10 protein-coding genes are annotated in these 14,239 nt (G+C 67.3%); 1 reads left to right on the top strand and 9 read right to left on the bottom strand.

Annotated elements, in window-relative coordinates; genetic code table 11:
- From N5C18_RS12275 to tssI, 3 genes are read right to left on the bottom strand one after another with little or no spacing between them, the layout of a single operon-like run.
- Positions 1–129 carry a hypothetical protein gene (locus N5C18_RS12275; RefSeq protein WP_006441023.1) on the bottom strand — a complete coding sequence of 43 codons (129 nt, stop codon included), beginning with the start codon at positions 127–129 and terminating at the stop codon, positions 1–3.
- Positions 126–1,742: a hypothetical protein gene (locus N5C18_RS12270; protein WP_279944705.1), complete on the bottom strand. Its 1,617-nt coding sequence runs from the start codon at positions 1,740–1,742 to the stop codon at positions 126–128. Before N5C18_RS12270 ends, N5C18_RS12275 begins: the two co-directional genes overlap by 4 nt.
- Positions 1,743–1,761: 19 nt before the next feature.
- The gene (gene tssI, locus N5C18_RS12265; protein WP_279944704.1) at positions 1,762–4,005 is read right to left on the bottom strand and encodes a type VI secretion system tip protein TssI/VgrG; all 2,244 of its coding nucleotides are present in this window, start codon (positions 4,003–4,005) and stop codon (positions 1,762–1,764) included.
- A 228-nt stretch (positions 4,006–4,233) separates the two neighbouring features.
- Between tssI and N5C18_RS12260 the strand changes: the two genes are divergently transcribed.
- Positions 4,234–5,301 carry a DUF1176 domain-containing protein gene (locus N5C18_RS12260; protein WP_279944703.1) on the top strand — a complete coding sequence of 356 codons (1,068 nt, stop codon included), beginning with the start codon at positions 4,234–4,236 and terminating at the stop codon, positions 5,299–5,301.
- Between the two features lie 52 nt (positions 5,302–5,353).
- Here the strand turns inward: N5C18_RS12260 and recJ are convergent, their stop codons facing one another.
- The 6 genes from recJ to dapB form a co-directional block, all read right to left on the bottom strand.
- Positions 5,354–7,111: a single-stranded-DNA-specific exonuclease RecJ gene (recJ, locus tag N5C18_RS12255; protein WP_053510358.1), complete on the bottom strand. Its 1,758-nt coding sequence runs from the start codon at positions 7,109–7,111 to the stop codon at positions 5,354–5,356.
- Between the two features lie 160 nt (positions 7,112–7,271).
- Entirely contained in the window at positions 7,272–8,189 is a 918-nt protein-coding gene (locus N5C18_RS12250; RefSeq protein ID WP_053449637.1) for a phosphoglycerate mutase, read from the bottom strand.
- Positions 8,190–8,193: 4 nt separating this feature from the next.
- Positions 8,194–8,658 (bottom strand): transcription elongation factor GreA, encoded by a 465-nt coding sequence (gene greA / locus N5C18_RS12245; RefSeq protein WP_026347191.1) that lies wholly within the window; start codon positions 8,656–8,658, stop codon positions 8,194–8,196.
- Between the two features lie 8 nt (positions 8,659–8,666).
- Positions 8,667–11,909: a carbamoyl-phosphate synthase large subunit gene (carB, locus tag N5C18_RS12240; RefSeq protein ID WP_053510354.1), complete on the bottom strand. Its 3,243-nt coding sequence runs from the start codon at positions 11,907–11,909 to the stop codon at positions 8,667–8,669.
- 149 nt (positions 11,910–12,058) lie between these two features.
- Positions 12,059–13,186: a glutamine-hydrolyzing carbamoyl-phosphate synthase small subunit gene (gene carA / locus N5C18_RS12235; protein WP_164087005.1), complete on the bottom strand. Its 1,128-nt coding sequence runs from the start codon at positions 13,184–13,186 to the stop codon at positions 12,059–12,061.
- 308 nt (positions 13,187–13,494) lie between these two features.
- Positions 13,495–14,214 (bottom strand): 4-hydroxy-tetrahydrodipicolinate reductase, encoded by a 720-nt coding sequence (dapB, locus tag N5C18_RS12230; RefSeq protein ID WP_164241712.1) that lies wholly within the window; start codon positions 14,212–14,214, stop codon positions 13,495–13,497.
- Positions 14,215–14,239 lie beyond the last annotated feature (25 nt).

The raw sequence follows: 14,239 nt of genomic DNA, 5'->3' as shown, positions 1-14,239 counted from the left end.
TTACAAGGCGCGGAACAACGCGCGCAGGAACGCCTTTACTTCGTCACGGTACTCGGCGCTGATCCAGGTCACGACGATGATGCCCAGCACGATGGCCACCAGCATCACCACGGTCTTGTTCGACTTCATGCAACAGCCACTCCTGTAACGGCAGGCCCGGCCGGCGCCGCCACGGACGCCTGCAGCAGGCCACTGGGGTCGGGCAACGGCTGCATCGCCGGCGGCTCGCTCCACACCGGTATCTCGTGATCGAGCGGGTGTTCGATGGCCGGCAGGCCGTTCCAGCCCGGGTCGAGGAAGTCGCGGCCGACGGCCACGATCTTGCGGAAGAATTCGTCGCCCCCCTGGATCAGCCGCTCGCGCTCCTGCTGGGCGCGGTGGAAGCCACGTTCCAGCGCGGCATCCAGCTCCGCGTCGATGGCATCCAGTGCCGGCCGCACCGGCCGCGGGCCCAGCGCATGCCCCTGCGCGTCGGCCTTCTCCAGCAGGCCGGTGCTGGCCTGCAGGTAATCAGCCGCCACCTGCTGCAGCGATTCGCAGCGGCGCGCATCCTGCAGTTGCAGCAGGTCCCACAGTGCCTGTGGCAGCGTAGTGGCCTTGCGGTCGGCCGGCGCCAGCGGCTTGGCGATGCGGATCGCCTCCAGCAGCTGGGTTCGGGCAGCCTCGCGCTGGCCGGCCTGCAACTGGCACCAGCCGGCCATGCGCTGGCCTTCCAGCGCGAACATCGGGTGCGGAATGCTCGCTGCCGACGTCGAGGCCTGCAGGTAGGTCTGTGCGGCGCGCTCCGGCTGCTTGGCCGCCAGCCAGCAGCCTGCCTCGCCGAACCAGCTCTGCATCACCAGTTCCGGTGCAGCAGGGTTGCCGCTGGCGCGCGCGCCAGCGGCCGCGCTGCGCGCCTGCCGATAGCTGTTGATGGCCTGGCCGTGATCGCCGTGCTTCAACCATGCACCGGCCACCATCATCTGCACCACCGACTGCTGGTCCTGCCAACCGTGGCGCTGCGCCAGCCCCTGTGCGCGCTCGGCGCGGGCCACCACCTGCGAGGGGCTGCCGCGTTCGAGCAGCAGCATCAGGTCGGCCAGCAGCTGCCGGTACAGCACTTCCGGGCCGCGGCCGCCAGACTGCGCGGCGGTATCGCGGGCGATGCCGAACATGTCGACCGGCGCACTGACCACGCGCGCGATCCTGCCGTGCCGTTCCAGCAACGACTGCCAGCGCGGATCCTCGTCGGTATCCACCAGCACCAGGCGCAGGCGCGGGCCGGGGCCAGCGGCCAGCGCGGCGTCCACCCAGCGCTCGAAACCTTCGCCGGGCACGCTGCGCTCCGGCTCCAGCACCGCCGCCAGCAGGCGCAGATGTTCGCCGTGGTGATCGATGAAACTCTCCAGCACCTCGACCACACCCTGTGCGCTGTCCGGATGCCCTTCATGCGGGCCGCGCCAGCCGAGCGGCACCTGCTGGGCGCGCAGATCTTCCTGGCTGGCCAGATAGCGGTCCAGCAGGTCCTGCTTGAGCTGCCGGCTGTAGCGGAAGCCCAGTTCGTAGGCGGTATCGATGCGCAGGAAGTAGTCCGGCGTATCGCGTCCGGCATCGTTGCGCTGCATTTCGAAGAACGCCGCCAGCAAACGGCTCGCCGCCGCAGGCAGGCGCCAGACCAGCAGCCGCCGGCTGCCGTCGGCGCTGGCCTCCAGCCAGGCATCGCGCAGTGCATTCAGGCCGCGCAGCATGGGGGTGTCCAGCATCGTGCTTCTCCCTTGCGGCTCAGCAGTTGAGCTTGATCTCGCTGCCGTTGACCGATACACCACCGGCGTCGATCACCACTTCCGAACCACCGGCGGTGATCTTGATCGCGCTGTCGGTGATCTCGATGACCGAACCGCCGACCTTGCTGGTGAGCTTGACCGCCGACTCCAGGCTCATTGCGCCGTCCGAGCCCTGGCTGTGGGTGCCACTGGCATCCTGGCTGAAGTTGCCGGTGACATCGATGACGCGCTCGCCGACGTTGCTGTCGTCGACCTTGCCCTGCACCTTGCGCTTGTCCTGCCCGGTGATCGTCACTTCACGCGCGGCCTGCAGGGTCTCGGTGACCAGCCCACCGACGGTGCGGCTGGAGGTGGAGGTGACGGTCTCGGTCCAGGTGCCGGTGCGCTGGCTGGTGTAGTTGCCGGTCAGCGTGGTCTTGAAATCACCGGTGATGGTTTCGGTGTAGCCAGCGGCGGCAATCGTCTTGGTTTCGCCGGTCTCGTACTTCTCGGTCACCGCGCCGGTCACATTGGTGGTGCGGGTGCCGGTGACGCCGAGCGTATCGGTGCCGGTCACGGTGATGCCGCGGTTGCCGCCGACACTGATGTCCTGGTTGGCGCCGACGCCCATCGTGTGGTTGACCGCCACCGTGGTCGACTTGTTGTTCTTGATGCTGGCGTTCTGGTCGTTGAGCACGGTGGTGACCATGTCGCGCTGCGCGCGCATGTTCAGCAGCTCGCCACCGGCACCATCGTGCATGGTGATCTCGTTCCAGCCCGCGCCCTTCACCGTCTTCGACTTCAGGCCGCTGACCTCCATGCCGAACGGCGGCATGTTGTCTTCGTTGTAGACGCGGCCGGTGATGATCGGACGGTCCGGATCACCGTCGAGGAAGTCGACGATCACTTCCTGGCCCACGCGCGGCGGTGACACGCCGCCCATGTCGGCGCCGGCCCAGGGGCTGGCACTGCGGATCCAGCACGAGGCGTTCTCGCGGCGGTCCAGCTGCCGATCCCAATGGAACTGGACCTTGACCCGCCCGTAACGGTCGGCATGCAGCTCTTCACCCGGCGGCCCCACCACGGTCGCGGTCTGCGGCCCGGGCATGCGCGGCCACGGCGTGCGCCGCAACGGCCGGTACGGAATGCGCCGGCGCAGCACTTCGGCCTGCACCTCCACGCTGGGCGCTTCGGCGCTGCCGAAATCGCTGGCGAAATTATTATGGCCTTCGCGCTGCACGCTGACCACGAAGAAGCTGCGATCAGTGTCATCGCGGCCGATGAAGTCTGGATGCCGTTCCAGGTCAAAGCAGCCGCCGGCCTCCATCTCGCCGGCATTGCCCGCGCACTCGAACAGCTTGGTCGGCCAGGTCACTTCCTCGTTGCGCACCGCGGCCAGCGCCGTACCGATGCGGCTGTTCATGAAGCGCGCGGCACCGTCGTAGCGGTACTGCTCCAACGGCGGCAGCAGGCCCAGCGGCACCTGGTTGCCCTGGTTGCCATCCAGCCGTTCGCCCGGCTGCTTGAAGTCGAAGCTGCGCAGCGTCTGCACGCTCGGCCCGACCCGGCGCCGCGCCCCCCAGCGATGCAGGCCCGTGCTGGCCAGGGTGCCCTGGTCGGAAACAAACGCGATCGGCTGCGGCTCGCCATGGGCAGTGCTCAGCGTCGAATCGTCGCTGATCACCATCTCATGGCCTTCTTCGTCGTGGACGAAGCTGTAGTACAGGCCGGCATCTTCCAGCAGGCGGCTGACGAAGGCGAAGTCCGATTCGTTGTACTGCACGCAATACGGCAGCGGCGCCAGCTTGCCGGCATTGAGGTCGTAGCGGAACCTGGCCAGCTGCGCATAGCCCTCGAAGACTTCCTCGATGATCTGCAGCACGTTCCGGTCCTGGAAGATGCGGCAGTTGCAGGTGTAGTCGAGGAAGGCGAACCACGGCGCCAGCTCGGCACGATAGGCGCTGAACTGCGCCTGCTGCCCGCTGCTGGCGAACTCGCGCACGAAACCATGCACGCTGCGGTTGCCGAACTCATCGCCGAGCTGCAGCCGCAGCGGTTGCCCGACCAGCTGTTTCAGCTCCAGTCGCGGCTGGATCGAGAGCAGATCGATGCGGTACGCAAACGGCGCGGACACCGATTCGGCGCCGTCGAAGCGCTTGACCAGGAACGTGTCCGGATCCAAAGCGGTTTCGACGCGGATCAGGCGTCGGTCCTGGTGCAGGCGCTGCAGCGTGGCGCCGGGAAGCAGTGATTCGGCGTACATCGGGCGTTCCGTCGTCCCATGTTGGTCGTGGCCCGACTTTGCCATTGACCTGTGCCATGTGCCAGCTTTTTGACGCAATCAGCACTGGATAAGGAGATGAATTCATTAAGGATTTTCACGACAGCGCGAATCACGTCACAAATACGGCGAGCACAGCGCAGCCATTCAGGCTGGCGCCGGCGGTCCTGGCTGGGCACTCTGAGGCCCCGCCCATGTGAATGGATGCCCATGCGTCAGTTCCTGCCCATCGCCCTGCTGGCCTTGGTCACCCCGCCCGCTGCGAACGCCGGGGCACCCTCCAGCCGGCTGTACTTCCAGCACCACGACTGGGTGGTGGCCTGTGACAACACCCGCACCTGCCGCGCCGCCGGCTACGCCGCCGACGAGCAGAGCACGCTCAGCGTGCTGCTGACCCGCAAGGGCGGCGCCCACCAGGCCATGCAGGGCCGTCTTTCGCTGCAGCCGGATGAAGGCCAGGCCCGCCCCGCCGGCGCGCTGCGCCTGCATGTCCGGCAGCAGGACCTGGGTGTGCTGGTACCGGACCAGAGCGAAGGCACCTATACCCTGAGTGCCGCGCAGACCGCCGCACTGTTGTCCGCACTGGTGCGCGACGGTGGAATCAGTGTGAGCGATGCCGCCGGTCAACGTTGGGCGTTGTCGGACAAGGGCGCTGCCGCAGTCCTGCTGAAGATCGACGAGTACCAGGGCCGCCTCGGAACGCCCGGTGCCGTGATGCGCAAGGGCAGCACGCCTGAATCCAGCGTTCCGGCCGCGCTGCCGGTGCCCATGGTGCACAGCGCACCGACTGCCGATTCGATTCCGGATGACCCGGCCTTCGCGCAGCTGGCCGCCTCGCCCGCGCTGCGCGCGGCGCTGCGTGCCACGCTGAAGGACAACAGCTGCGAGGGCCTGCTGCAGGCCGATGCCGATATCCCGCTGAGCAACTCGGCACTGGAGATACGTCGCCTGGACGCGCAGCACGTGCTGGTCAACGTGCCCTGCTGGCGCGCGGCCTACAACACCGGCGAAGGCTACTGGGTGGCCCGCCCGAAGGCCCCGTTCCAACCGCAGTGGGTGACCAGTGATGCGATCGACTATGACGATGGGCAGATCATCGCCGCGCAGAAGGGCCGCGGACTGGGCGACTGCATCTCGCAGAGCACCTGGACCTGGACTGGCACGACCTTCGTCGCGACCTCCGAAATCGCAGCAGGCCTGTGCCGCGGCGTGCCCGGTGGCACCTGGGAACTGCCGACGCTGGTGACCGAAGTGGAAAAAGGGGACGGAGGGGATTAAGTCGCAATTGGCAAACAAGGCACAAGCGACTTAATCCCCTCCGTCCCTTTTTTCAGCCGGGCAGGCAGTGCTCGACGATCAGCTGGATCGCGCTGCCACCACGGTAGTCATCGCAGGCCAGGCGATAGGCGAGATGCACATGGCGGCCCGGCGCATTGCCGTGCCAGCCGCCGAAGTGGATGGCGTTGATCGTGCCGGGCACGCCCGGCAGGCGCAGTTCCAGCTTCAGGTGGCGCTCCTTCAGCACGCGCCAGTTGGCCACTTCGAAATGGCCGTCGAACAGCGGTTCCGGGAAGCCCTGCCCCCACGGCCCGGCCAGGCGCAGCGCGTCGGCATGACGATGGTCGAGCTCGTCCGCCGCCAGTTCGCCGTCGCTCAATACCTGCTGCTGCAGGGCCGCCGGGTCGAGCATTTCCAGCACCACGGCGATGAAGGCGGCCTTGAAGTCGTCAATGTGATCCAGGCGCAGGCTGAGGCCGGCGGCCATCGCATGCCCACCGAAACGTTCGATCAGGCCGGGATGGCGCGCGTCGACCAGCGCCAGTGCGTCACGGATGTGCAGGCCGGGAATCGACCGCGCCGAGCCACGCAGCGTGTCGGCCCCCGGCTCGGCCGGGGCGAAGGCGATCACCGGGCGATGCAGGCGGTCCTTCATCTTCGACGCGACCAGGCCCACCACGCCCGGGTGCCAGTCGGCATCGAACAGGCAGGCCGCCACCGGCCGCTGTCCATCCATGTCCAGCACCACGCGGGTCAACGCCTGCTCGGCGTCGTCGGTCATCGACTGCTGCACCGCGCGCCGTTCCGAATTGATCTGCTCAAGTGTCTGCGCGATGTCGCGTGCCTGCCGTGGGTCCTCGGTCAGCAGCAGCGCGATGCCCAGCGCCATGTCTTCCAGCCGGCCCGCAGCGTTCAGGCGCGGCCCAAGTGCGAAGCCGATGTCGGTGGCGGTCAGCCGTGCGGCATCGCGGCCACTGGCTTCGATCAGGGCGCGCAGGCCGACACAGCCCTGCCCGGCACGCAGCCGGCGCAGGCCCGCACTGACCAACGCACGATTGTTCGGGTCCAGCGCCACCAGGTCGGCGACGGTGCCCACCGCCACCAGGTCCAGCAGCGTGGTCAGGTCCGGCCCCTTGCCATCGGCGAAGACACCGGCCTCGCGCATCTGCCGGCGCAACGCCATCAGAACGTAGAAAATCACGCCGACACCGGCCAGCGATTTGCTGGGGAAGGCATCGCCATCCAGGTTCGGATCGACGATGACATCAGCCGGCGGCAGCTGCGGGCCCGGCAGGTGATGGTCGGTGACCAGCACCTGCCAGCCACGCGCCTTGGCCGCAGTCACGCCCGCATGGCAGGCAATGCCGTGGTCGACCGTAACCAGCAGGTCCGGCTGCAGCGCGGCCAGTTCGTCCACCAGCGACGGCGACAGGCCATAGCCGTGCACCATGCGGTTCGGCACCGCGTGGAAGACATGCTGCGCGCCGAGCATGCGCAGGCCGCGCACGCCCACCGCGCAGGCGGTAGCGCCATCACAATCGAAATCGCCGACCACCAGGATGCGCTTGTCATTGGCGATGGCCTCGACCAGCAGGCCCACCGCTGCATCGATGCCGGTCAGCAGTTCGGGCGCATGAAGATTGCCCAGCTTCGGCAGCGCCAGCTCCGGGGTACCTGCATCGCGACTGGCGTAGAGCCGCGCCAGCAGCGGCAGTGTGCCGTCCGGCCAGTTGCCGGGTGCGACCGCATCGCGACGGCGGATCGTAACCGTATCAGTGGATGGCTGCACAGCATCGGCGGCAAGGGACATCGGCATCGCCGGTTACGAAAGACAGAGGGATGATACCGCGCGTGGGAGAGGCTGGCGGGATTGCGCCCGGCAGCTGCGGTAGTGCCGGCCGCTGGCCGGCAACCCCGGTAACCATCGGGGGTCAGAGCCGCTTTCCGACGAAAAACGGATCCGACCCCGATCAGTCGTGCAGCTGACGCGGCTTCTTCCAGAACTGCCAGCGCTGGCCACGGTCCAACTGGAACTGCAGGCCGTCCTCGAAGTCCAGCACCAGTCGCTGCAGCTCGCCTCGCTTCAGCGCGGCCAGCAGCGGCCGGATCGCATCATTGCCCAGCTGCTGCGATGAACGCAGTTGGCGCAGGTCGACCAGCGCATCCACCGCCTGCTCGCCATCCACCGCCACGCCGGCCGCCAGGGCCAGGCCCTGCAGCAGGGCATCTCGGCTGCGCACCTGCGCGTGCGCCGTGCTGACCGATACCGGCATCACGCCACCGCCCCAGAACCACAGCGAATTGATCGGCTGCTGGCCCTGGGCCACGCGCTGCTGGTTCCAGGAATGATTGTGCAGCAGCACCTGCGCCTCGGTCATCAGCGCACGCCAGCGACGGCCGCCCTCGCCCTCTGGCAGATGTGAGAACAGGTCATCGCCCAGCACTTCGTCCGGGTTGTCGAACTCGGGCAGCGCCAGGTCGATCGGAAGCCGCAGGTACCAGCGCGAAGGATCGGGTGCGTCGAGCACGAACCCGGCATCAGCAAACAACGGCTGCAACACCGGCAGCAAGGCCAGGCAATCGGCCAGGGTCGGCCGCAGCGTTTCGCCGTAGGCCATCATCCGCGCACCGTGCATGTCCGGCACCATGCAGGCCGGATCGGCGCGCAGCCAGCGGGCGCCGGCGGCATCACCCACGTCACGCTGGCGGGTCAACGCAGCCACCGGCCACTGCGGCGCGGCCACGCTGAAATGCCGTTGCAGCTGGGCGCGTTCACCGGCGTCCAGCTGCAAGGCAGTGGCGCGACCCAGGGCACGCGCCACGTCATCCGGCAATGCAGCCGCCGCAAGGCGGCTGCGCGCCGGCAACAGCAGGGTCGCCGTTGCCACCTCGTCAGTCCACGTAGCTGACGCTGACGATCTCGTACTCGCGCTGGCCGGCCGGGGCGTCGATCACGATCGAATCGCCTTCCAGCTTGCCGATCATCGCGCGCGCCACCGGCGAGGAAATGGCGATCAGGCCCAGCTTGATGTCCGCTTCCAGGTCGCCGACGATCTGGTACTTCTTCTCTTCGTCGGTTTCCACGTCGGCCAGGGTCACGCTGGCACCGAACACCACCTTGGAGCCGGCATTGAGCTTGCTCACGTCGATGATCTCGGCGTGCGACAGCTCGCCTTCCAGCTGCTTGATGCGGCCTTCGATGAAGCCCTGTTCCTCGCGCGCGGCGTGGTACTCGGCGTTCTCCTTCAGGTCGCCGTGTTCACGCGCTTCGGCGATCGCGGCGATCACCTTCGGGCGCTTGACCGACTTCAGGTGATCCAGTTCGTCGCGCAGCTTCTGCGCGCCCTTCATGGTGATGGGGGCTCTCATGCATTCAACTCCTTGTGCAGCTCCTGCAGCGACCAGACGGGGCCGGTACCGCGGAATTCCAGTGAATCCACCAGCGCCTTGGCGCCGGCAATGGTGGTCGAGTAGGTGACGCGGTGCTGCAGCGCCTCGCGACGGATCGAGAACGAGTCATTGATCGCCGAACGGCCTTCGGTCGTGTTGACGATGTACACGATCTCGCCGTTCTTGATCGAATCGACGATGTGCGGGCGACCTTCGACCACCTTGTTGATGATCTCGCAGTCCATGCCGTGCTGCTGCAGCCATGCGGCGGTGCCACGGGTGGCCACCAGGCTGTAGCCACGCGCCAGCAGGGCCTTGGCCACCGGCAGCACGCGCTTCTTGTCGGGATCGCGGACCGAAACGAAGGCCTTGCCGACCGGCGGCGCCTTGATGCCACCGGCTTCCTGCGCACGCGCGAAGGCGGCGTTGAAGGTGCGGCCCACGCCCATCACCTCACCGGTGGAGCGCATTTCCGGCCCGAGGATCGGGTCGACGCCCTGGAACTTGGCGAACGGGAAGATCGCTTCCTTCACCGAGTAGTAGTCCGGCACGATTTCCTTGGTCGCGCCCTGCTCGGCCAGGGTCGTGCCAGCCATGCAGCGCGCGGCGATCTTGGCCAGCGGCATGCCGGTGGCCTTTGACACGAACGGCACGGTGCGCGAGGCACGCGGGTTCACTTCCAGCAGGTAGATGGTGTCATCGCCCTCTTCGCTGGTCTGGATCGCGAACTGGGTGTTCATCAGGCCGACCACGTTCAGGGCCTTGGCCAGCTCCACCACCTGGCGGCGCAGTTCGGCCTGGGTCTTGGCCGACAGCGAGTACGGCGGCAGCGAGCAGGACGAGTCACCCGAGTGCACGCCGGCTTCTTCGATGTGCTCCATCACGCCACCGATCAGGACGTTGCCCTCCTTGTCGGCGATGATGTCCACGTCGCACTCGACGGCGTTGTCGAGGAAGCGGTCCAGCAGCACCGGCGAATCGTTGGACACCTTCACCGCGTCACGCACGTAGCGGGCCAGGTCGGATTCGCCGTAGACGATTTCCATCGCGCGGCCACCCAGCACGTAGCTCGGGCGCACCACCAGCGGGTAGCCGATCTCGCGGGCCAGCAGCAGCGCTTCCTGGTCGTTGCGGGCGATGCGGTTCGGCGGCTGCTTCAGGCCCAGCGTGTCGACCAGCTGCTGGAAGCGCTCGCGGTCTTCGGCCAGGTCGATGGAGTCCGGGCTGGTGCCGATCACCGGCACGCCGTTGGCTTCCAGCGCACGTGCCAGCTTCAGCGGGGTCTGGCCGCCGTACTGCACGATCACGCCCTTGGGCTGTTCCAGCTCGACGATTTCCAGCACGTCTTCCAGGGTCAGCGGTTCGAAGTACAGGCGGTCGGAGGTGTCGTAGTCGGTCGACACGGTTTCCGGGTTGCAGTTGACCATGATGGTTTCATAACCATCCTCGCGCAGCGCCAGTGCCGCGTGCACGCAGCAGTAGTCGAACTCGATGCCCTGGCCGATGCGGTTCGGGCCACCGCCCAGGATCATGATCTTGTCGCGGTTGGTCGGCGCGGCCTCGCACTCGTCCTCGTAGGTCGAGTACAGGTAGGCGGTACCGGTGGAGAACTCACCGGCACAGGAGTCCACGCGCTTGTAGACCGGGCGCACCTTGTGCGCACGGCGCAGCGCGCGGATGGCCGCTTCGTTGGTACCGGTCAGCTGGGCCAGGCGGGCGTCGGAGAAACCGGCGCGCTTGAGCTTGCGCAGGCGCGCCGCGTCGAGCGCATCGATGCCACCGGCAGTCACTTCAGCTTCGGCCGCGATGATTTCCTCGATCTGGTCCAGGAACCAGTGGTCGATGAACGACAGCGCGTAGATCTCTTCCACGCTCATGCCGGCGCGGAATGCATCGGCGACGAAGAACAGGCGCTCCGGGCCCGGCGCCTTCAGCTCGCGGCGCAGGGTCTGCAGGTCTTCTTCGTTGGCCAGGTCCAGGCCGGTCGGGTCGAAGCCGACCTTGCCGGTTTCCAGGCCACGCAGGGCCTTCTGCACCGACTCCTGGAAGGTGCGGCCCATCGCCATCACCTCGCCCACCGACTTCATCTGGGTGGTCAGGCGGGCGTCGGCAGCCGGGAACTTCTCGAAGGCGAAACGCGGAATCTTGGTGACCACGTAGTCGATCGACGGCTCGAACGAGGCCGGGGTCAGGCCGCCGGTGATCTCGTTCTTCAGTTCGTCCAGGGTGTAGCCCACGGCCAGTTTGGCCGCGACCTTGGCGATCGGGAAGCCGGTGGCCTTGGAGGCCAGCGCCGAGGAACGCGACACGCGCGGGTTCATCTCGATGACGACCACGCGGCCGGTCTTCGGGTTGATGCCGAACTGCACGTTCGAGCCACCGGTATCGACGCCGATCTTGCGCAGCACGGCGATGGAGGCATCGCGCAGGCGCTGGTACTCCTTGTCGGTCAGGGTCTGCGCCGGGGCCACGGTGATCGAGTCACCGGTGTGCACGCCCATCGGGTCCAGGTTCTCGATCGAGCAGACGATGATGCAGTTGTCCGCGGTATCGCGGACCACTTCCATCTCGAATTCCTTCCAGCCCAGCACCGACTCTTCGACCAGCACTTCGGTGGTCGGCGACAGCTCCAGGCCGCGGCTGACGATCTCGACCAGCTCTTCGCGGTTGTAGGCGATGCCGCCGCCGCTGCCGCCCAGGGTGAAGCTGGGGCGGATGATGGTCGGGTAACCGACGCGGGTCTGGATCTCCAGCGCTTCGTCCAGGGTGTGGGCGACGGCAGCGGTCGGGCATTCCAGGCCGATCTCACCCATGGCCACGCGGAACAGCTCGCGGTCTTCGGCCATGCGGATCGCTTCGCGCTTGGCGCCGATCAGTTCGACGTTGTACTTCTCCAGCACGCCGTGGTCGGCCAGGTCCAGCGCGCAGTTCAGCGCGGTCTGGCCACCCATGGTCGGCAGCAGCGCGTCAGGCTTTTCCTTGGCGATGATCTTCTCGACCGTCTGCCAGTTGATCGGCTCGATGTAGACGGCATCGGCCATCTCCGGGTCGGTCATGATCGTGGCCGGGTTGCTGTTGACCAGCACCACGCGGTAACCCTCGTCGCGCAGGGCCTTGCAGGCCTGGGCGCCGGAATAGTCGAACTCGCAGGCCTGGCCGATGACGATCGGGCCAGCACCGATGATGAGGATGGTCTTGAGGTCAGTGCGCTTGGGCATTTTCTTCTCTAAGTCAGTACAGCGTGACAAGGGGGGTGATCGCACGCTGTCGATCAGGAATCTTGATCCGCAGCGCCGCGCCAGCGGCAGCAGCGATGCGGGGGCTTACGGTCCATCGCGACGCCACCGGCAAGCCGGCGACGTACTGATCACGCCTTGCTCTGTTCCATCAGGGCCACGAAACGGTCGAACAGCGGGCCGACATCGGTCGGGCCGGGCGACGCTTCCGGGTGGCCCTGGAACGAGAACGCCGGCACGTCGGTGCGGGCGATGCCCTGGTTGGTGCCGTCGAACAGCGAACGGTGGGTCACGCGCAGGGTCGCCGGCAGGGTCGATTCATCAACCGCGAAGCCGTGGTTCTGCGAGGTGATCATCACCCGGCCGTTGTCCAGGTCCTGTACCGGGTGGTTGGCACCGTGGTGGCCGTGGCCCATCTTCATGGTCTTGGCGCCCGAGGCCAGGCCCAGCAGCTGGTGGCCCAGGCAGATGCCGAAGGTCGGGATCTTCACGTCGATGAAGGCCTTGATGGCTTCGATGGCGTAGTCGCACGGTTCCGGGTCACCCGGGCCATTGGACAGGAACACGCCGTCCGGCTTCAGCGCCAGCACTTCGGCGGCCGGGGTCTGCGCCGGCACCACGGTCACTTCGCAGCCGCGCTCGGCCAGCATGCGCAGGATGTTGGTCTTCACGCCGAAATCGTAGGCCACGACCTTGAACTTGGCCGGCACGCTGACAAAGGCATTGGCATCCAGGTCCAGCTGGCCCTCGGTCCAGGTGTAGGTCTTCTCGGTAGTGACGACCTTGGCCAGATCCATGCCCTTCAGGCCCGGGAACTTGCGGGCGGCTTCCAGTGCCTTTTCCACGTCGATGTCGCCGGCCATCAGCGCACCGTTCTGCGCGCCCTTCTCGCGCAGGATGCGGGTCAGCTTGCGGGTGTCGATGCCGGCGATGGCGACCACGCCACGCTGGATCAGCCAGTCCTGCAGCGACACCTGGCTGCGCCAGTTGCTGGGGCGGCGCGGCACGTCGCGCACGATCAGGCCGGCCGACCACACCTTGGACGCTTCATTGTCCTGGTCGGTCATGCCGGTGTTGCCGATATGCGGATAGGTCAGCGTGACCATCTGCCGGGCGTAGGACGGGTCGGTCAACACTTCCTGGTAACCGGTCATGGCGGTGTTGAACACCACCTCACCGACGGACAGGCCGGGCGCGCCTACGGATTCGCCCTCGAATACGGTGCCGTCTTCGAGGACGAGGATTGCGGCTTGGGTCACGGAAATCTCACTTTGGCTACCGAGGGGGCTGCCGAAGTCACGCCTGCGCTTCACGGAAATCCGGTTGCAAAAAAGCGCGGACGTACGGTCTGGGACCGGTCCGGCTTTCGTGATTCGGCGAGTGCGAATTGTAGCGCTGCCGGGGCGCTCGCGCCAGCGGTTATCGCTGTTCATGAACAGGCGATTGCGCATTCATTTCAATCCGGCGGCGTATGCGGGGCCGCCGCCAGGTAGTGCCGGCCGCTGGCCGGCAATCCCAATGGCCTCAGCCACCCGAGGCAGCCGGCCAGCGGCCGGCTCTACCCGCTCTATTGCAGCAGGTCCCGCACCCGGTAGTTGCCGGCCGCCCGGCCATGCAGCTGGCGGGCGGCGAACAGCGCGCCGCGGGCAAAAATGTCGCGGTTGCTGGCCCGGTGCACCAGCTCGATGCGCTCACCGGGGCCGGCGAACTGCACCAGATGCTCGCCGACGATATCGCCGGCACGCAGGCTGGCGTAGTGCGGCTGCGCCCCACCCCGCTGCGCGGCCGCCCCCAGGGTCAGCGCGGTGCCCGACGGCGCGTCCTTCTTCTGGGTGTGGTGCGATTCGACGATGTCACAGTCCCAGCCGGCCAGCGCCTGTGCGGCGCGCTCGACCAGCTCGTCCAGCACCGCCACGCCCAGGCTGAAGTTCGAAGCCCAGACCAGCGGGATCTTCGCTGCCGCGGCCTCCAGCGCCTGGCGCTGCGTACTGGAGATGCCGGTGGTGCCCGACACCAGGCCCGCGCCCCGCTCCACGCACAGCGCCAGCATCGGGTCGAAACCCTCCGGCAGGCTGAAGTCGATTGCCACATCGAACACCGGCGCGCCGGGCAGCTCGCTGGCGGCGAAGAACGGCACGCCGTCGACCACGCGCTGGGCCGGCGCGCGGCCGGTCACCGCCGCCACGATCTGCAGGGTTTCGGGGTGTTCGGCGGCCAGCCGCAGCAGGGCCTGGCCCATGCGCCCGGAGGCGCCGTGAATGAGCAATCGCAGGGGAGTCTGGTTCATGCCCGCAGGCTAGCGGCAGCGCACC

The organism is Stenotrophomonas sp. GD03930 (assembly GCF_029839665.1).
In the GTDB taxonomy this organism is placed as follows: Bacteria; Pseudomonadota; Gammaproteobacteria; order Xanthomonadales; family Xanthomonadaceae; genus Stenotrophomonas; species Stenotrophomonas forensis.
Note: the sequence above shows the minus strand (reverse complement) of the source record. Positions and strands in the feature narration are given on the sequence as shown.